The organism is Neoroseomonas alkaliterrae (assembly GCF_014199195.1).
GTDB lineage: Bacteria > Pseudomonadota > Alphaproteobacteria > Acetobacterales > Acetobacteraceae > Neoroseomonas > Neoroseomonas alkaliterrae.
This window is the reverse complement of sequence record NZ_JACIJE010000008.1, coordinates 219390-238661: the sequence shown is the minus strand read 5'-3', so window position 1 is coordinate 238661 and position 19272 is coordinate 219390. Positions and strand designations below refer to the sequence as shown.

General features: G+C 67.2%; 15 protein-coding genes. 6 read left to right on the top strand and 9 right to left on the bottom strand.

Annotated features, from left to right (window positions below):
- Positions 1–138: 138 nt before the first annotated feature.
- The 9 genes from FHS88_RS15085 to FHS88_RS15045 form a co-directional block, all read right to left on the bottom strand.
- Positions 139–3027 carry a DUF7146 domain-containing protein gene (locus FHS88_RS15085; protein WP_184486252.1) on the bottom strand — a complete coding sequence of 963 codons (2889 nt, stop codon included), beginning with the start codon at positions 3025–3027 and terminating at the stop codon, positions 139–141.
- Positions 3020–4303, bottom strand: coding sequence for an ATP-dependent DNA helicase (locus FHS88_RS15080; protein WP_184486251.1), 1284 nt, complete (start codon positions 4301–4303; stop codon positions 3020–3022). The genes FHS88_RS15085 and FHS88_RS15080 overlap by 8 nt, the downstream gene beginning before the upstream one ends.
- Positions 4300–5082 carry a hypothetical protein gene (locus FHS88_RS15075; protein ID WP_211842405.1) on the bottom strand — a complete coding sequence of 261 codons (783 nt, stop codon included), beginning with the start codon at positions 5080–5082 and terminating at the stop codon, positions 4300–4302. Before FHS88_RS15075 ends, FHS88_RS15080 begins: the two co-directional genes overlap by 4 nt.
- A gap of 1 nt (position 5083) precedes the next feature.
- Complete coding sequence (locus FHS88_RS15070) at positions 5084–5539, bottom strand: DUF6511 domain-containing protein (RefSeq protein WP_246419989.1); 456 nt, start codon at positions 5537–5539, stop codon at positions 5084–5086.
- Between the two features lie 7 nt (positions 5540–5546).
- Positions 5547–6278 (bottom strand): hypothetical protein, encoded by a 732-nt coding sequence (locus tag FHS88_RS15065; protein WP_184486250.1) that lies wholly within the window; start codon positions 6276–6278, stop codon positions 5547–5549.
- Between the two features lie 17 nt (positions 6279–6295).
- Entirely contained in the window at positions 6296–7138 is an 843-nt protein-coding gene (locus FHS88_RS15060; protein WP_184486249.1) for an ATP-binding protein, read from the bottom strand.
- Positions 7138–7680: a hypothetical protein gene (locus FHS88_RS15055; RefSeq protein ID WP_184486248.1), complete on the bottom strand. Its 543-nt coding sequence runs from the start codon at positions 7678–7680 to the stop codon at positions 7138–7140. The genes FHS88_RS15060 and FHS88_RS15055 overlap by 1 nt, the downstream gene beginning before the upstream one ends.
- A 2-nt stretch (positions 7681–7682) precedes the next feature.
- The gene (locus FHS88_RS15050; RefSeq protein WP_184486247.1) at positions 7683–8096 is read right to left on the bottom strand and encodes a hypothetical protein; all 414 of its coding nucleotides are present in this window, start codon (positions 8094–8096) and stop codon (positions 7683–7685) included.
- A gap of 64 nt (positions 8097–8160) precedes the next feature.
- Complete coding sequence (locus FHS88_RS15045; RefSeq protein ID WP_184486246.1) at positions 8161–8430, bottom strand: carph-isopro domain-containing protein; 270 nt, start codon at positions 8428–8430, stop codon at positions 8161–8163.
- A 205-nt stretch (positions 8431–8635) separates the two neighbouring features.
- Here FHS88_RS15045 and FHS88_RS15040 point away from each other — a divergent pair, with 205 nt between their 5' ends.
- The 6 genes from FHS88_RS15040 to FHS88_RS15015 all read left to right on the top strand — a co-directional run bounded on the left by FHS88_RS15040 (position 8636) and on the right by FHS88_RS15015 (position 19271).
- Positions 8636–9292 (top strand): LexA family transcriptional regulator, encoded by a 657-nt coding sequence (locus FHS88_RS15040; RefSeq protein ID WP_184486306.1) that lies wholly within the window; start codon positions 8636–8638, stop codon positions 9290–9292.
- A 270-nt stretch (positions 9293–9562) separates the two neighbouring features.
- Complete coding sequence (locus tag FHS88_RS15035; protein ID WP_211842404.1) at positions 9563–10069, top strand: DUF2924 domain-containing protein; 507 nt, start codon at positions 9563–9565, stop codon at positions 10067–10069.
- A complete protein-coding gene (locus FHS88_RS15030; RefSeq protein ID WP_184486244.1) occupies positions 10066–11418 on the top strand; it encodes a recombinase family protein in 1353 nt (450 codons plus the stop codon). Before FHS88_RS15035 ends, FHS88_RS15030 begins: the two co-directional genes overlap by 4 nt.
- Positions 11415–11795, top strand: a complete 381-nt coding sequence (locus tag FHS88_RS15025; protein WP_184486243.1) for a hypothetical protein — start codon at positions 11415–11417, stop codon at positions 11793–11795. The genes FHS88_RS15030 and FHS88_RS15025 overlap by 4 nt, the downstream gene beginning before the upstream one ends.
- 277 nt (positions 11796–12072) lie before the next feature.
- Positions 12073–15228, top strand: a complete 3156-nt coding sequence (locus FHS88_RS15020; protein WP_338146597.1) for a helicase-related protein — start codon at positions 12073–12075, stop codon at positions 15226–15228.
- Complete coding sequence (locus FHS88_RS15015; RefSeq protein ID WP_184486239.1) at positions 15225–19271, top strand: Eco57I restriction-modification methylase domain-containing protein; 4047 nt, start codon at positions 15225–15227, stop codon at positions 19269–19271. The genes FHS88_RS15020 and FHS88_RS15015 overlap by 4 nt, the downstream gene beginning before the upstream one ends.
- Position 19272 lies beyond the last annotated feature (1 nt).

The following is a 19272-nucleotide window of genomic DNA, read 5'->3' as shown; positions in this document are numbered from 1 at the left end:
CGAGAGCCATGGGGTCTCCGAGAGGGGATCGTCGTGGTGAGGGCGGCGACGGCGCGGTTCTTGGCGGAGCTCGCCGTCGCTGCCCGGCTTTCCGGGATGGTCCCCTCGCGGGCGGCCCGGTGCTGTGCGGGCGGCGCATTACGGCACCCCTTCGAGCCATGGAGGCGGCATGGGGGTCTGTGGGGGTCTCTGGTTCAAAGACCCCTCGGCGGAAACGCAGGTATTTCCTGGGCTTTGGGGGTCTTGGGGATCTTGGGGGTCTTTTCCGGCTTCTTCCTCACGCATGTGCGCGCGCGCATGTGCGTAGGGGTTGGAAAAAGTCCCCCAAGACCCCCAAGACCCGTCAACCCCGCGGAATTCCTGGCCTGAACCGATGGGGGTCTCGCCGCGTGAGATCCCCACAAGACCCCCAAGACCCCCATGCACGGGCTTCTCTGCAGCGGGTTCGAGGCGCCAGCGTTGCGAATTGTGCAGCACCTTCCCCTGGCGGAGGTGGATCAGCCGGTCGCTGATGCGGAAGGCGCGGTCGCGCAGCTTGGTGAAGGCCGCCCCGAGCGAGACCTTCAGGCCATGCTCGTTCTTCGCGCTGATCGGCAGGCTGGCCTCGGCGCTCTGCGCCAGGCCGAGCAGATCGCTGACGCTGACCTCGGCGCTACCGAAGCGGTCCCACCAGAGCTGGATGAAGGCGCGCCATGCACCGCCCTCGCTGTCGGAGGCGGCGATCACCTCGTCGAGGTTCTCCAGGAAGCCCGCGACGCCCGCGACCTGCAGGATGCCGCCCAGGGTCTGGCTCCAAACCTCGAAGCTGCCCAGGCTGCGGGCCGCGCGCGGACGACCAGCGGCGATCCAGGCGCGGCAGAGCGTGAGGCAGGCCGCGACCAGCCGTCCGCGCTGGGCGCGGACCCAGACCATGAGGTCGGGATGCCGGAAGCCATCGCGCCGCCACGGCTGGTCGGTGCGGGCGTCGAGGCGGATGCGGACGAGGCGGCGGGCGATCTCGTGCGAGACGGCCGGGTTGTTGCCCGTAGCGACCCAGGCGCAGCGCACCGGCAGGCGGACCATGTCCGAGGCGCCGAGCACGCGGTCCTCCCAGACCGGAGCGGTCAGGGCCGCGGCAAGGGCGGAGCTGTCGAGTTCCTGGCGGAGGTTATCGATCAGGAGCAGCGTTGGCAGCTGGCGCAGCTTTGCGGTGAGACGCTTGCGCCATTCGTCCTCGTCGCGCCCCTCCGTCATCACGGATGCGCCGGCGCCGGTGAGGATGGTGGCGATGGCGTCCACCATGAGCGTCGCGCCGGTGCCGGGCGTGGGCTTCTCGATCATGTGCAGCGGTGTGGGCGCGTCGATCATCGGCCGTATGAAGCCAAGCAGCAGGAGCGCGAGCGCATGGGCGCGCTCCGCCTCGCCAGTGAAGGGGAAGTCGCCGAGCAGATCGTCGAGGAGGAGGTTGCGCGCAGCCGCAATCTCGGTTGGCGTCGGCCGCTCCGGCACTGGCGGCAGCAGGAAGCCCGGCGGCGGGCGATAGAGCAGCCGGGCGTCGGGGTGGTAGCCGGGCTCGGTGAGCAGCACGCCGCCGCGACCGAGCACAGGCGCCGTGACGATTCCGGCCAGCACTGGCAGCGCCGGGTCAGGCGTGGCGACGAGCGACTTCACCAAGCCTGTCGGCGGCGGGGTGGGCACGAGGTCGCCCTTGGCGTTCGCCTTTCGCCAGTCGGCGAGCTTCGCCAGCATGTGGCGCAGGCGCTCCTCGCGCACGGTGACGGCGACGGGCCGGCCGTCATCGTCGGGCACGACCCAGGATGGCTCGCCGCCGAGACGGAACAGCCAGGGCGAGCGGTTGGCGGACAGCACCAGGCCCCAGGCGCGGGCGGTGGCGCGGTCGAGATTGCCCTCGTCGGCGCGGGCGGTCGGGAGCGGATGTGCCGGCTCCACGAAGCCAATGGGCAGGTGCCGGCCCGTCTCGGGCTCCTGGGGCGGCCGCTCGGGAGCGGCGCTGCGCATCGCCTGATCCACCAGCGCAGCGATCGCCTCCGCCCCGTCGCGCCGCAGCATGTCGTTGAAGTCGTCGCCCTCGCATGGAGGCAGGGCGATGGAGACCTCGCGACCCTCGAGGCGAAACTTCGCGGCGGCGGCCTCCGCGGCACGCATGCCCGCACCCGACGGATCGTGGTCGGCGAGGATGACAACGCGTCTGGCCTCGGGCGGGAGCAGCGCCTGCTCGAGGCCGGTGGTGGAGAGCGCGGCCCAGACTGGCAGCCCGGGACAGGCCAGCATCGCCGAGAGCCCGGTTTCGATGCCCTCGCAGAGGCCGAGCACGCCATGTGGGCCGAGCGGGGCCAGCCGTACCGTGCCGCCGCCGCTCCGGCCAAGCACCATGCGCGGCTTCGGGATGTCGGCCTTCCGGACCGCCTCGCCATCCTCCCGAAGGTAGGTCCGGTGCACCGCCACCACCTCGCCGGCGAGGTTGCGGACCAGCGCGACCATCGCCGGATAGCCGGCGCGGGTCTCGAAGTTCGCTAAGTCGGGGTGGAAGAGCAGGTCCGCGCCGTCCGACACGGAGAGCCCGCGGCCGAGCAGGTAGCGCTCCGCCGCCGTGCCCTGGATCGGCTGCGCATGCTCCAGGATGAAGGCGATGTCGCGGGAGGCGTCGCGCTCGGCCTTCGGCGGGGGCGGCGGCTCCTGGCGCGGAGGGCCTTCGCCGGCCCAGCCGGTCATCCCCGCCGCGTGCGCGAACAGCGCCCGATCCGCCAGCCCTGTGCCATGCGCCAGCGTCGAGAGCGGCCCACCGCCGTCGCCGCCGTCGAAGTCGTGCCAGTCGCCGGCGTGCTCGCCGCGCAGCATGATGACGCAGGAGCCCGACTGCCGCGGCGGCGCGCCGTGGATGTTCGCCAGCCGCCATTCGTCGCCCTGCCGCCGGCCGTTCGGGAACATGCCCGGCACCCAGGCAGGGGCCGTGTCACGCAGGCGCTGGACAATGGCCTCGAGGTCGTAGCGCGCCGGCGCTGCGCCCGCGTCATTCAGGTCAATCAAGCAGCACCAGCCCGCGCTCGGCGCGCGTGATCGCGGTGTAGAGCCAGCGGCCGCGGTCCTCGGGGGTACGGGAGAGGCCGTCGTCATAGACGACGACATTTTCCCACTGGCTGCCCTGCGCCTTGTGGCAGGTGATCGCGTAGCCCCAGGAGGTCTCGATCAGGCCGCGGAGCTCACGCCAATCCTGCCGCGCGCGATCCGGCTGCAGTCGAACGTGGTCGTCGTAGTGCCCCTTGTAGAAGCGATGCCGGCCGGCGATCGCGAGGCCATCCTCCGTCGTAACGCTGGCACGGAAGGAAAGAGGGCCGTCATCCTCGATGTCGGTGAGGTTGACGAACATGCCGTTGACCAGGCCGAGGTCATGCCGGTTCTTGAGGCAGATAATCTTTTCGCTGCGGCCCTCCGGATAGGTGGCCGGAAAGCCGGCCGCGGCCTTCATGGCGCCGTTCAGCCACAGCCTGGTGCTGTTCCGGCCGCAGATGACCTGGCCGCCGCGCAGCATCTGGGCCGCGTCGACGGCGTTGCGCGGCAGCTTCCAGACATGCTCGTCATGCCCGCCGGGCGGGATCTCGATCCCCTGCCGCGCCATGGTGGCGAGCCGGATGATCGCGCTCTCACCGGCCTGGCGGTGGATCTCGGTCAGCATCACGTCGGGTGGCGCTTCGGTGAAGGCGCCGGCGCCCTTGATCGGTGGCAGCTGCCCGGGATCGCCGAGCACGAGGATCGGCTTACCGAAGGCGAGCAGGTCGGCCGCCATCTCTGGCCCGACCATGGAGACCTCGTCCAGCACGACCAGCGCGGCGTCCCGCACGCGCGACTGTTCGTTCAGCAGGAAGGAGGGCTTGTGGATGTCGGCGAGACGCAGCTGCAGCTTGCTGATCTGCGTCTCCGCAAAGGCGCGCTCGGCAGGGCCCATGCGGCGCAGATCGCGCTGGAGGTCGAACAGCTCCTTCTCGACACGAGCGATCTCCTCCGGCGTCGCCTCCGAGACGCGGTAGATGAAGGAGTGGATGGTCGAGGCGGGCGTGCCCTTGCGGGTCATCACCAGCGCCGCCTTGCCGGTGAAGGCCGCGAACAGCACGCCGCCTGCGGTGTCGCCGTCGCGCGCCATGGGGTCGAGGCCGAGTGCTTCGATCGCCGCCGCGGTGATCGTGCTCTTTCCCGTGCCGGCGTAGCCGAAGAGCCGGAACACCTGCTGCTGGGTGCGGCGCGTCCGATACCAGTCGACGATGCTGGCGATGGCGGCGGCCTGCTGCGGTGACGGGGTGATGCTCATGCCGGCGCCTCCCAGCAGCGCGTGGCGTAGGGGCAGAGGCGGCAAAGGAAGAAGTCGGCGGCCTGGGCGATGCGCGGCGGCAGCTCGCCCGCCTCGGCAGCTCGAAGGATCTCGACGGCGTGGTCGGACAACCGCTGCGCCTCGCCCGCATCGAACGGCACGGCCTCATGATGCAGCGCCAGCGTGTCGCGGTTAAGCGCGGTCAGCAGGGCTACCTCGAGCTGGAGGTAGGCCATGTAGAGCTGCACCTGCGCGAAATAGATCGGCTTCGACAGGCGCAGCCCGCGCTTGACCAGGTCGGTCCAGGACTTCTGGCCAAGCGCCTTGTGCTCCCAGAGGGAAGGCCAGCGGATGCCAACATCTGGCCCGGCGACGATAACGCCATCGGCATGGCCACGAAGCTTTCCACCGGCGGCTGCGAACCCGAACTGCCCGCCATCTGCGCCACGATCGCGCAGGTCGAAGCCGGCTAGGCGCAGCCAGCGGATGGAGAGCGCCTCGAACTGGTGCCCGGCGTCGAAGACGCGGAGGATGCCGGCATCGAAGTCGCGATCCTTCGGCGTGTGGGTGATCTCGTAGACCAGCTTGCGTCCGCAAGGCTCGCCAACGCGGCTGCCACCGAGATAGTCGCGCGGCATCTGCTGCCGCTGGCGCGCGAGCAGGGCAGCATCGATGTGCCTGTTGATGCGTGCGGTGATGGCGGCGGCGTCGCTCGGCGGCGCATCGCCCCGCCCATAGACAGCACCGGAGCCGTGGTTCAGGTCGAGCAGCACCGTCACCTCAGAAGGGAATGGGGTCGTCGAGCGGATCGCGCTCGGCTGCCTGGCGCTGCATCGAGGCCTGGAAGCCGTCGACGCAGGCCTCGATGATGCGGTCGATCTCCGCCGCGCTGCGGTTGTGGAACGGCGCCATGAGCTGCAGCTCGACCAGCACCTCGGCGAGCGGCCGCCGCGCCTCCTTGATCGCGCGCGCCTCCATCTGCGTCTTGTCGATCACGCCATTCGATCTCCGCGCGAGCGCGCCACCGGCGTCGCAGCAGGCCATGCTGCAGAACCGGTGGTGCGGGAACTCGCCGAGCCGCATCTCGTGCACGTAGCCGAAGCCCTTCGCCTCGCGGCTGCACAGGGCGCAGACCAGGCGACGAACCTGGTCCTCCGGCCTGCAGCCCGGCAGCGGCATCGGCTTCGCGGCGGCAGCGCGGACCTCCCGTGGCCGGCTCCAGCGTCGTCGGGCCATGCCGCCATTAGCCGTTCAGCCAAGCCGGACCGTTGGCGAGCGGTGCCTGCGGCGGCGCAGCCGCGGGCGGCGCGGGCGGCGCGGCGGAAGGGGCGGCCCATGCCGGGGCGGCGGTCACCGGCGCCCGGGGTACGCCCGTGCTGGCCCAGGCGGGCGCCGCCGCAGAGGGTGCGGAGGCGGGGCGCGGCGTCCGATGCGTGGAGGGCGACGGCGGCACCACCTCGCCGGCCATGATGCGCGCGTATTCGGGCTCGCCCGGCAGCACGACCCGGTCGAGCCTGTTCTGGTCGCCATACTCGGCGTTCGTCGATGCCTCGACCTTGATCTTGGCGGCGAAGGTGATGCCGGAGAGATCGGCCAGCCCACGCAGCACACGCTTGGCCTTGGCCGCCTCGCTCATGTCCTGCGGATCGAGGCCGAGCGCGCTGTCGATCATCGCGCGGAAGGTCCCCTTCGAGATCTTCCAGGCGATGGAGACGCCGTGCTCGTCGACCTTCCCGCCCGCGACGGTGAAGTTCTGCCAGAACTTCCTCTTGGCATGCGGGCCGACCAGCACCGTGAACTCGGCGTCGATCATCTTGGTGTCGCCACCGCTGCGCGAGGCCTTCAGCAGCCCGCGATCCACCTCGCCCTGGCCATCGAGCCCGCCGGGGCGGATCACCATCGTCACCTTCGCGAAGGTGCCATCGGGGATCAGATCGGAGCTGCGCGGCAGCTCGGCATCGTTCATGTCGTACATCGAGGTCTCCTCTCGGCTCAGGCGATGGGCGCGGCGGGGGCGTTGATCTTGCGGAGCAGCGCGGCGAGGTCGGCGGGCTCGGTCTCGTCGAGCCGGCCGGAGCGATCCTTCGCCGGCAGCCCAAACCGATTGCCGGCGCGGCACACGAAGCGCCGCTCGGTGCCGCGCTCGGGGTCGTGGCGCAGCGTGCCGTCCTCCTCGCGCGCAAAGAGCGACATCGAGATCACCTGGTCGACGATGCCGGGGAGCTCGCGGCCGGCCTTGCCGCCCTCCATCTGCGGCTGCCAGGTGACCTTGCCGAACTCGTCGGTGTGCTTCTCGAGGATGCCGACCATGATCGTGGTCTTGCCGGGCGCGTGCTGCAGGTGCTTCAGCAGCCCGATCACCTCGCGCGCCATCAGGCCGTAGGCGCCGCGAACATCGGGCTTGCCGGTCTTTTCGGAGAAGGCCTCGGGCTGCTTCTTGGCCCAGGCCATCGCCTGCCGCGTCAGGTCGGTGATGCTGTCCAGGAAGACGATGGACTTGCTGGCGAGCAGCGCGACCAGCTCGGGATGCAGGCCGGCGAAGTGCGTGTAGTGCTGCTGCGAGAAGAACGCCTCTGGCGCCGCGGCGGGGTTCGAGCCACCGACCAGCGAGGCGAGCACCACCATGTCCTCGAAGCAGCGGACGGGGATGCTGTCGCCGGGCCAGTCCTGGACGGACTTCATCCCGGCCTCGAGGTCGATGCAGACCGTCTCGCTGGGCGCCAGGCGCTTCAGCTGCGTCGTCTTGCCGACGCCGGTCGGCCCGAACAGCGCGATCGTGGTCTTGTTGGCCGCGCGCGACAGGCGCTCGTCGGCGGTGACGATGCGGAGTGCCATCAGCGCGGCCCTCCGATGGCAGGGCGGATGCCCGGCCCGTGCGGGCTGTCGCGCAGGGCGACGTCGTTCAGGATGGTGAGGCGGTAGCTGGGCTTTCCGGTCCGCACCGTGCGCGCCGGCTCGAAGGCGCCGCGGATGCGCTCGGGCCAGGCGGCATAGGCGCGCTCCGAGACCTTGAAGGTGAGCTCGACATACTCGCCCGGGTCCTCGCCGCCGGCGCGGATCTGCTCCACCAGCGCGGCGAGGCGCCGCTGGTCCCATTCCACCCGCTTGGGCAGTTCAACGGAGACCTCGACGGTGCCGTCCTCGAAGCGGACGATGCCGGTGTCCTTGCCCGCCGCGGCGCGGGCGCCGACCGCGCGCTGTTCGTAGCGGAGCGCGATGGCGCCTTCGATCCAGTCGAGGGTGCGCTTGGCCGCGTCCAGCGCCTCGCGGGCATCGGACTGGAGCAACGCGAGATGCTCGGCCGGCAGGGCGATCACCTCGCCCACCGGCAGGTGACGCAGGGCGTCCAGGGTCGGACGGTTGGAGCGCGTGTCCATGATCACGCGGCCTCCTGCATGGGCGTGGCGGGGACCATGGAGGCGCCATCGGCGATGGCCGGGGCTGGCGTCGGCTCCGGGATCCGTAGCGCGCGGCGGAGGTCCGCCGGCATGGCGGAATGCGGGATGCGTGCGAGGGCGCTGCGCCGCAGCCGCAGCGGGCAGAGGTCGGCGATCTCGCACCAGGCGTCGCGCGCCTGGCGCCAGTTGGGCGCGCCATCCAGCAGGAAGCGCACCGCCTCCTCCCGCTCCTGCGGCTTGAGGCCAGGCGTGAAGGTGCGGCGCGGGCCCTGCGGCGTGTCGATCATCCGCGGGCGGGCGAGGCGCGCATCGGGGGTGGCGGCGTCCTCGAGCGCGCGGTGGATGACGGCCGCGGCGAGCTGGATTTCGGGAACAGGCAACCGTTCGGACAGCATGCAGCGATGCTCCGTGAAGGGCGGGGACGGGTCGGGCGGGAAGAAGCGGAAGGACGGAGCGGGGCTATCCGTCGTCGGCCCCGGCGCGGGGCGGATCGCCGATGGCCGTGGGCGTGCCGACAAGGTCGGCAGGGCTGAGCGCGATGCCCTGCGCGGCGGCCAGCGCGAGCAGGCGCTGGTGGTGGCGCGCGGGGATCAGCCCGCCGCTGCCGCCACGGTGCTTGGGCAGCGCCCAGCGATGCACGGCGCTGCGGTCGAGGCGAAGCAACCGGGCGAGCGGGCCTGCGCCGCCGAAGCGGGCAAGGACGGTGGCGGCGGGTTCAACCGGGGGCATGGCGGATAGGTAGATCGTCCTCCGCGCACGCCACAATGCACTATTTGCGTTTGACGTGGTTGACCCACTCCACATTGCGGATTACGCAACACTATCCCCGGTATCCACAGCTTTCCCCATGGACAGCCGGGGCGAATCCAGGTGGGAGCCCCTCCATGCCGACAGCCAGAGCCGCATGCGGACCGATGCGGCGCGCCGAATCGCCATGCTGACGATCGAGCAGATCCGGGAAGGGCTCGCCCAGCCCGGCAAGTCGCAGAAGGGCCTGGCCGCGGCGATGGGCGTCGACAACAGCACCATAAGCCGGCTGCTGGCGGGCAAGCGGCCGATGCGAGCCCACGAGATTCCGGTGATCCTCGGCTACCTGGAGGCGGGTTCGACAGCGGCCGGGGGACGGGCGCGCGCGATGCCGGAGATCGTCCAGATCGGCGGTGACCGATTCGCCATGCTGCCGGTCTACGACGACATGGTTTCCGCGGGCCCGGGCCTTGAGGCCGAGGACGCGCCGCCCTCCTACCGCATTGCGTTCCGGGTGGACTGGCTGCGTCGTGCGGCGCGCGGGAACATCGGCGATCTCGTGGTGCTGACGGTCGACGGCGATTCGATGGAGCCGACGCTGCGCCAGGGCGATTCGGTGCTGGTCGACATGGGGCAGCAGCGGCCGGGCCAGAAGGACGGGATCTACGTGATCCGCACCGATGGCGGGTTGCAGGTGAAGCGCGTCGCGGTGAATCCGACCAACGGGCGGATCAGCGTGATCTCGGACAACAGGGAATTCTACCCGACCTTCAGCGACATCCAGCCGGACGCGATCCACGTCATCGGGCGGGTGATCTGGCTCGGGCGCCAGGTCGGGATGTGAGGGCTGCGCGCCCACTGCAATCAGTGCATTGCACGGGCGGTCGCTCATCTGGCAGCAGCGGGGTATGGCCCGCCTCGCCGCCCAGCCCCTCAACCAGCATCTCCCGCCCCACCTCCGCGAGGTGTGCGACCTTCTCGCCCGCGGCCTGCTGCGGCTGCGCAGCCGCGCTGCCGAGGAAGCAGCGCGCGGCGCCGCGGACCGCGGAGAGCGGCCGCTACACTTCGCGGCCACGCAGCGCCTGCATGCGAACCGGACCAACCGGAGAAACGCATGACGCGCACGAAGAAATCGAAGCCGGCTGCGACGCCGGCGTTCACCGCCCCCGCCATCCCGGCCGCCGATGTGCTGGGCCGGCTCGGCGCGCTGAAGACCGCCGCCACGCCGACGTTGAAGCAGCAGTGGCGCGAGCTCTTCGGCACCGAGCCGCCGCCCTACAATCGGCGCTTCCTGGAAAGCCGGCTCGCCTACAGGATCCAGGAGCTCGCCTATGGCGGCCTGAAGCCCGAGACGCTGGCCCGCCTCGAGGCGCTCGGCGAGCAGCTCGACGGCGGGAAGGTCACCGTCCGCCGCATGCGCGGCGATGACAAGCCGATCGCCGGCACGCAGCTGATCCGCGAGTACCAGGGCGTCGAGTACGTGGTGACCGTCACGCGCGCCGGCTACGAATACCAGGGGCAGCCCTACCAGTCGCTCTCCGCCATCGCCCGCGCGATCACGGGCACCCGCTGGAACGGGCGCGTATTCTTCGGGCTGCGCCCGAGCCGGAGCGCGGCATGAAGCGCGACACGAAGCCGACCGGCGCGATGCCGGCGAGCGTGCGGAAGCTCCGCTGCGCGGTCTATACACGGAAGTCGAGCGAGGAAGGCCTCGACATGGAGTTCAATTCCCTCGACGCGCAGCGTGAAGCCTGCGAGGCGTTCATCGCCAGCCAGCGCGCCGAGGGCTGGGTGCTGGTGCGCGAAAGCTACGACGACGGCGGCATCTCGGGCGGTACCCTCGAACGCCCCGCCCTGAAGCGGCTGGTCGCCGACATCCAGGAGGGGCTGGTCGACGTGGTGGTGGTCTACAAGATCGATCGCCTCTCCCGCTCGTTGGTCGACTTCACCAAGCTGGTCGAGGTGTTCGACGCGAACCAGGTGACGTTCGTGTCGGTGACGCAGAGCTTCAACACCACCACCAGCATGGGGCGGCTGACGCTGAACATCCTCCTCAGCTTTGCTCAATTTGAAAGAGAGGTCATTGGCGAGCGCATTCGCGACAAGGTGGCGGCCTCGCGCAAGCGTGGCATGTGGATGGGTGGCTACGTGCCGCTCGGCTACGACGTCCGCGAGCGGAAACTGGTGGTGAACGAAGCCGAGGCGGCGCTGGTCAGGCGGATCTTCCAGGGCTTCGTCGAAACCGAGTCCTGCACGAAGCTGGTGCAGGTGCTGCGCGCCGAGGGCGCGACGACGAAGCGCGGGCGACCGCTCACCAAGAGCGACGTCTATCGGATCCTCAGCAACCGCGTGTACCTCGGCGAGGCGGTGCACAAGGGCACGCCCTATCCCGGCGAGCACGACGCCATCGTCACGCAGGCGCAGTGGGACGCGGTGCACGCCGTCCTGCAGGTCAGCCCGCGGGTGCGGGTCAACCGGACGCGGAACACCACGGCGCCGCTCCTGCGGGGACTGATCTTCGACAGCGAGGGACGCGCCATGTCGCCCAGCCACAGCCGCGGCCGGGGCGGCCAGATGTACCGCTACTATGTCAGCCAGGCGGTGCTGAAGGGCGGCGCGACCGAGCGGCCGGCGATCGCGCGCCTTCCGGCCGGCGAGATCGAGACGGCGGTCATCGCGCAGGTGCGCGCGCTGTTGCGGCAGCCTGAGATGGTAGTCGGCACGTGGCGGGCGGCATGCGCGACGGCGCCGGACGTGACGGAGCAGGAGGTGCTGCTGGCCATGGAGCGGATCGAGCCGCTCTGGGACGAGCTCTTCCCCGCCGAGCGGGCGCGCATCGTGCGGCTGCTGGTGGACCGGGTCGACGTCCGGGCCGAGGGCGCCGCGGTGCGGCTGCGGCTCGACGGGCTCGGCAGCCTAGTGCGGGACCTCGCCGCCCAGACGCCCGCGGCCGGGAGGGGAGCCGCGTGAGCGACGCGGTGCAGACCCTCACGATCGTCATCCCGCTTCAGGTGAAGCCGCGGGGCGGGCGGAAGGCGATGGTCAGGCCCGGCGTGCTGGCGCTGGAGCGCCGGCAGGACGTCACGCTGATCAAGGCGGTCGCGCGCGCGTTCCGGTGGCGGCGCATGCTGGAGTCCGGGCGCTTCGCCACGATCAACGAGCTGGCCGCCGCCGAGAAGATCAATGCATCGTACGTGTCGCGCGTGCTGCGGCTGACGCTGCTGGCGCCGGACATCGTCGAGGCGATCCTGGATGGGCGGCAGGCGCCCGGCCTGGATCTGCCCCGTCTTCTCGCTGGATTTCCTCTGGCCTGGGAGAAGCAGCGCGCAAGCCTCAGCCCTGCATAGCCCATCGGCCCATCCTTTCGGGCGCCGGAACACATGACAACAGACCCGCCTATGGGCACCATTCCCGGCACTTGGCATCCTCTCTGGCTCTGGCTGGGGGATGCCACCCCTTCCGGGAACACTTGGTCCGAGGCTACGCTATTGTTCTTGGAACGCCAGCCGAATTGAATAAGGATCGCGCGTGAGAACGGCCAAGTCAGGTATCAGGGATAACCGTAGCCGGGGAGCTGTTCACGAGTTCATTTCAGAACGCGCAGTCCCTGATAGTAGTTTGTCGGTGGTTTCGGCATATTTCACTATTTTTGCGTACGAGCGGCTCCACAAGACGCTGGACCAAGTCCGCCATATGCGGTTTCTCTTCGGCGAGCCGCGCTTCCTCAAAGATGCCGACAACGCTGGCCTCATCCCGCCTGCCTTCGCCCTTGACGAGGAAGGCTTGCGCCTCACGGAGCAAATCAGGCAGCGCGCCGCGGCCCTTCGCTGTGCGCAATGGATCAAGCAGCGGGTCGAGATCAAGTCGGTCAGGCGCGCCGGCCTCCTGCACGGCAAGTTGCTCCATATCGATGACGGTCGCCGTCCGCACGCGTTGGTCGGCAGTTCGAACTTCACCATCAACGGCCTCGGTCTTGGCAGTTCGCCAAACCTGGAACTCAACCTCATCGTGGACAGCGATCGCGACCGCGAAGACCTGTTGGCGTGGTTCGATGAACTCTGGGCCGACGCGAACCTGACCGAGGACGTCCGGGACGAAGTCCTGCGTGCGTTGGAGGCGAGCTATGCCCATGCGTCGCCGGAGTTCGTCTACTTCAAGACGCTCCTCCACCTCTTCGGTGACAGTCTGCTCGACCGCGAGGCAGAGGATGCACTCTTCAAAGGAACGGCGTTTGAGCAGACGGCCATCTGGCAAATGTTGTTCGACTTCCAGCGCGACGGCCTCCGCGCCGTGCTCGCGAAAATCGAAAGGCATGGCGGCTGCGTCCTCGCCGATAGCATCGGGCTTGGAAAGACGTTCACCGCGCTCGCCGTCATCAAATGGTTCGAAAAAAGGAACAAAAATGTTCTCGTACTCTGTCCGAAGAAGCTGCGCGAGAACTGGACGGATCATCTCGCAGCGAACAATAGCGAGCTAAATTCCCTGCGTGACGACAGGTTCGGCTACACTGTCCTGTCTCATACCGATCTCTCGCGAGACACCGGTAAAGTGGGCGATATCGATCTTTCGCGGATCGAGTGGGGAAATTACGACCTGGTCGTTCTCGACGAGTCGCACAACTTCCGAAGCGGCTCCAGGAATAGGAGCCCAGGCGGGCGCCGGAGCCGCTACGAGCGGCTGATGGATGACATCATCAAGTCCGGCGTGAGAACCAAGGTGTTGCTCCTCTCTGCCACCCCGGTGAACAATGACTTGAGCGATCTCAAGGCTCAGCTCGATCTGATCTCTGCCGATAGGGGGGACGCGTTCGCCGCCCTAGGTGTTCCTAACCTCGGCACGCTGATCGGCACAGCGCGGCGGCGCTTCCTCGACTGGACGAAGAGCGGCAGCCGCGATGCCGATGAACTCCTGAACAAGTTGCCTCCCGCTCTGTTCGGACTGCTGGACGGCCTCACCATCGCCCGCTCCCGCCGGCACATCGAACGGCACTACGCCTCTTCCATGGCGCGCATTGGCGGCTTCCCCAAGCGGGCCTCGCCTGAATCTGCCTTTGTCGCAATAGACCGCGAGGGCGGCTTCCCAGCGTTCGAGGACGTGGACGCTGCCATTAGCAAGCTGGAACTCGCACTCTACAGCCCGCTGACCTTTGTTCTGCCTGAACACCGCGCGCTTTATGACAAGGGTGGCAATTTCGATCAGAACAACCGCGAGAAATACCTCATCGCCATGATGAAGGTTGGCTTCCTCAAGCGGCTTGAAAGCTCGATAAGCTCCTTCCGTAGAACCATGGAACGCATGGTCGCGCGCGTCGATCAGCGGCTTCGCGATCTCGACGAGTTCGAGTCAAGCGCGGCGATCACGTCGCCTCCCCCTGATGACGTCGAGCTCGACGAAGATCTCGAGGAGGCTTTCGAAGTTGGCGCGGCGCTGAAGTACAATCTCGCGCACGTCGACAGGGCAATGTGGAAGGCAGCTCTGCTTCGTGACCGCGAGCGTATCGCCTCGCTCGCTGCCGAAGCTCGCAAGGTCACGCCCCCTCGCGATGCAAAGCTCCACCGCCTTGAGGAAATCGTTCGCTCAAAGGCATCGGAGCCCACCGTCAACCGCGATGGCGAAGCCAACCGCAAGGTCATTCTTTTCACCGCCTTCAGCGACACGGCCCGCTACCTCTACGACCAGCTAGCGCCGGTCGCGCGCGATTGCGGACTGCACGCGGCACTAGTGACAGGAGACGGGTGCAAAGCCACTTTCGGCAAGGCACGCTTCCAGGACATCCTCGTGAACTTCGCCCCGCGGGCGAAGCGCCGCGCGCTGCTGCGCGGCGCAGATACGGGCGGCGAAATCGACCTATTGATCGCTACAGACTGCATCTCTGAAGGGCAGAATCTTCAGGATGCAGACCTGCTGGTGAACGTGGACATTCACTGGAATCCGGTCCGACTGATCCAACGCTTCGGGCGGATCGATCGGATAGGCAGCCGGAATGCGACCGTCCGCATGGTCAACTTCTGGCCCACCGACGACCTGAACAAGTACCTCCGCCTGAAGGACAGGGTGGAGGCACGCATGGCGCTGGTCGACCTTTCGGCGACCGGCGACGACGACCTGCTCAATGGGGGCACCGAGGCCGATGGCGATTCGCGGTGGCGCGACGAGCAACTACTTCGTCTGAAGGACGAAGTATTCGACCTGGAAGAGACGGGCGGCGGTGTCACGCTGGCCGACTTTGCCCTGGACGATTTTCGCGCTGACCTCCGCGGCTTCGCTCGCGCAAACGAAACGGCGCTTCGCGCGGCGCCGCTCGGTCTGAGCGCCGTCGTTCCTAATCAGGTGAAGGGTGGTACCGTCGATCCTGGCGTCATCTTCTGTCTCCGCCGACGCCCCGCCGAACCGAGCCCGGATCAGGCAAGGATCAACCCCCTGGATCCCCATTACCTCGTCCACGTCCGTGACGACGGCTCGGTTCGCCTCGGCTTCGGCCAACCGAAGCCGATTCTCGAAGCCTATCGCGCCCTCTGTCTCGGGCACGGTGAGCCATTCGAGGCGCTTTGCGCCGCCTTCGATCAAGAGACAGATCATGGACAGAAGATGGAACGGTACGACGCTCTGATCCATGCAGCCGTGGCTTCGATCGGTGAGACCTCCGCAACCCGCACACTGGCCGCGCTGACAGGCCAGCGCGGTGCCCGGGTCCCGGACCAAGTGGCGCAAGCTCGCGCCAATCTCGATTACGACCTCATCACTTGGCTGATCGTGCGTGACGGGACTGAAGGCACATGAGCCACACTTCCGAGCACTTGGCCGCCGTCCGGCAGGCGATTCGTAACCTAGCAGGCGCCGATCTCGCCGCCTCCGGTCGGGCGCTGCTCAGTGCGCTAGGCTACAGGAGCCCAAAGACCCTCGATACACCCACCCGTCCAGCCGATTTCCTCGCCGCCTTGGGCGTCGATATGGCGCGATTTGAGACGCTCGATCGCTGGCGCGCCGTCCATTTCCTGTTCCAGCTCACCGGTGACGAATTGCCGGCACTGTCGCGTGGCGGCGATCCGACGACGGCCAACGCCTTTCAGCGCGGCGCGATCGACAGCTTCCTCTTCCTTGCAATTGAGCTGGACGACCAACCATGGTCGCGGCGGCAGCTTGTGGCCATCGTGCGCTTGCTCAACCGCGACTTCTCCATGCCCGTGATCCTGCTGTTCAGACATGGCATGCACGCGACGCTGGCGGTGATCGATCGTCGTGCGAACCTGCGCGATGCATCACGCGACGTCGTGGGCGGCCGGATCAGCTTGGTCAAGGACGTTGACCTAACCGCCCCGCATCGCGCGCATGTGGAGATCCTCGCAGACCTGTCGCTGGCGGCACTCGCTCGCCGCAAGGCGCCGGCGGATTTTCGTGCCCTCTACGACCTCTGGCTCGAGACGCTGTCAGCGGCGGAACTCAACAAGCGGTTCTATGAGGAGCTGGCGGACTGGTTCGCCTGGGCTAGCAGCAACGATGGGCTCCTCTCGTTCCCCAAAGGCCAGGGCAACGGCTCCGGGGCCAAAGAGATCGCGCTGATCCGGCTGCTCACGCGGCTCATGTTCGTTTGGTTCATCAAGGAAAAGGGGCTCGTTCCGGAGGACCTCTTCGACCCGACGGGGCTGGCGAAGCTGCTCAACGAGCCGCCGGCTGCGACGCCCGAAGGCCATGGCTACTACCTGGCCATCCTGCAGAACCTGTTCTTCGCGACGCTCAACACCGAGATGTCCGAACGTCGCTGGCGGGAGGATGAGGGTGGCCAATCGCCAGACTACCTGGGGCACCACGTCTTCCGTCATCGGGCGCTGTTCCGCGAGCCAGAGAAGGCGCTCGACAACTTCTCCCACGTGCCGTTCCTCAACGGCGGTCTCTTTGAATGCCTGGATGTCGAGATTGCGGCTGACGACCCGCGCAAGGAGCTCGCTGAACGGGAACGTGGCCGCCTCATCCTCCGTATCGACGGCTTTTCGGACCAGCCAGACAAGCAGCCGCGGCTGCCTAACGCGTTGTTCTTCGGCGGCGCCAAAGGCGTAGATCTCTCCAAATGGTTCGAGAAGGCCAAAGCACCGCGTACCGTGCCGGGGCTGATCGACCTCTTCCAGCGCTACAAGTTCACGGTCGAAGAAAACACGCCACTGGAGGAGGAAGCCGCACTCGACCCCGAGCTGCTCGGCAAGGTGTTCGAGAACCTGCTCGCCTCCTACAACGAGGATACGCGGACAACGGCACGCAACAAGTCCGGCAGCTTCTACACCCCGCGCGAAGTCGTGGACTTCATGGTGGATGAGGCGCTGGTCGCTTGGCTGTTGCCGAAGCTGCCGCGCGAACTTGACCTGAAGCCAGGCCGCCCACGCGCTGAGCCGCTGGACCTCGGCCCGGCGCCAGGCGAGCTTCCACTGGAGCGCCGCGCCGAGCCAGCGCCCGCGCCATCGGGCGATGATGAGGCCCGGCTGCGCGCCCTGCTCAGCTTCGCCAGCCGCAGCCACGATTTCACCCCTGCCCAGGTGGACGCGCTGATCGCGGCCATCGAGAGCATGAAGGCGATCGACCCCGCGGTCGGGTCCGGCGCCTTCCCGCTCGGCCTGCTGCAGAAGCTGGTCCACATGCTCGACCTGCTGGACCCAGGCGGGGAGAAGTGGAAGGCGCGCAACCGGCTCTACTACGAGCGGCGCCTGGTGGAGGCAGAGAACGTGTCCTTGCCGGCCGAGCGTGCGGCCGAGATCGAACGCGCCACGGCGGCGCTAGCGGAGTTCGACGCCAAATTCGCCAGCGGCCACTACCCCGACTACACCCGCAAGCTGTTTCTGATCGAGCGCTGCCTACATGGCGTGGATATCCAGCCCATCGCCGTGCAGATCGCGAAGCTGCGCTGCTTCATCAGCCTCGCGGTGGAGCAGCGCGTGGATGATGCCCGTCCCAATCGCGGCATCACGCCGCTGCCTAACCTGGAAGCCAAGTTCGTCGCGGCCAATACGCTGACGCCGCTGCACCGCAAAGGGCAGGCGGGGCTGGTGACGGAGACGCTGAGGGTGAAGCAACGCGCGCTGCGCGAGGCGAATCGCGCCTTCTTCGCCGCGGCCAGCGGCAGGGCCAAGCGGGCGGAGCAGAAGAAGATCCAGTCGTTGCGCAAGGAGATCGCGGAGGAGGTGACGCGGGATCACGCCTTCTCCGGCGACGATGCCGCGAAGCTGGCCGCCTGGGACCCCTTCGACCCCAACGCCTTTGCCCCGTTCTTTGACGGCGAATGGATGTTCGGGCTGGACGCCGCGGGCGGCGAGGGGTGGTTCGACGTCGCCTTCGCCAACCCGCCCTATATCCGTCATGAGAAGATCGAGGCGTTCCAGATCAACGGCAGGCCGGTCGTCAGCAAGGCCCAGCTGAAGCTTGACTACGAGACCTTCATCGGCACGGCAGACATCTACGTCTACTTCTACGAGCGCGCGCTGCGGCTCCTGAAGCCCGAGGGCGCGCTGGCCTTCATTACCTCTAACAAGTGGTACCGCGCGAGCTACGGCAAGGGTCTGCGCGCTTGGTTGAGCACCCATGCGCGCATCCTGAAGATCGTCGATTTCGGCGATGCGCCTGTGTTCGAGGCAATCGCCTACCCCACCATTCTGGTCGGCACGCGTCGGAAAACGCCTGCCAAACCCGCGCCGAAGGAGATGATCCGCTCGCTGAATTGGACGCCGGCTGACAGCGAGGATGCGAAGGAGGCCGTGAAGGCCTTCCCCGATCGGTTCGCCGCAGAGGCGTTCGACATGCCTCAGGCAGAACTCGCAGCAAGCGGATGGCAGTTGGAGCCGCAAGCAGAGCGCAAGCTTTTCGCGCGAATTCGTGCCGCAGGAAATTCTCTACGAAATCACATTCTCGGAAAGGTCACGCGCGGAATCACGACAGGGTTAAACAGTGCATTTGTAATAAATGACAATGAGAGAGCAGAAATTATCGAGTATCACCCGAAGTCGGCAGATATAATCGTTCCATATGTTGGCGGACGTGAAATCAAGCGCTGGAAATTTGAGGCAGATGGTAAATGGCTAATCAAGATAGAGTCATCTGCGAATGTGAATCATGCTTGGAGCGGGCTGCCAGATGATGAGGCAGAGGTTAAATTTCGTCAATCATGGCCGTCAATCTATCGTCGCTTTACGCATGGCGATCTGCGCAACCAGCTGATTCGGAGAGATGATAAGGGACGTTATTTTTGGGAGCTTCGCTCGTGCTCGTATTGGGATTCATTTGAGGGGGCCAAGCTCATATCTACGAAAATTTCGAGCGAGCCAACATTTGCCATTGATCGCGATGGATTTTTTCTTGGAAACACGAGCTATTTTTTGCGCACGGATGCGGCAGAATTTTTGGCCTCCGTGTTAAATTCCAGTGTTAGCAATTATGTTTCGCGGCAGATATTTGCAACAAAGCAGGGCGGATTTTACGAAGTCCAGCCAGACGCATTGGAGAATTTTCCAATCCCTAAAGCGGCTCCAGGCAGCGTACGACTAATGCAGATCTTGGCCGCCGCTTTGTGCGCGGGCGCCGACCGTCCCCGCCCAGAAAGCCTCCTTAACGCATTCGTCTATGAGCTCTTCTTCGCCGAGGACCTCCACGCCCGTAACCTACGCCCCTTTGCCGCAGCGGAAGCCGCCGGGCTGATGAGGCTCGCGGACTTCGAAGGCCCCGCCTTGGCCCGCGCCGCCGATGAATGGTCCCGCCAGCTCGCAGACCCGTCCAGTCAGCTCTACGCTACCCTCTTCGACCTCCAATCGCTTGACGTGGTGCGGATCATCGAAGGGCGCGGCTGAG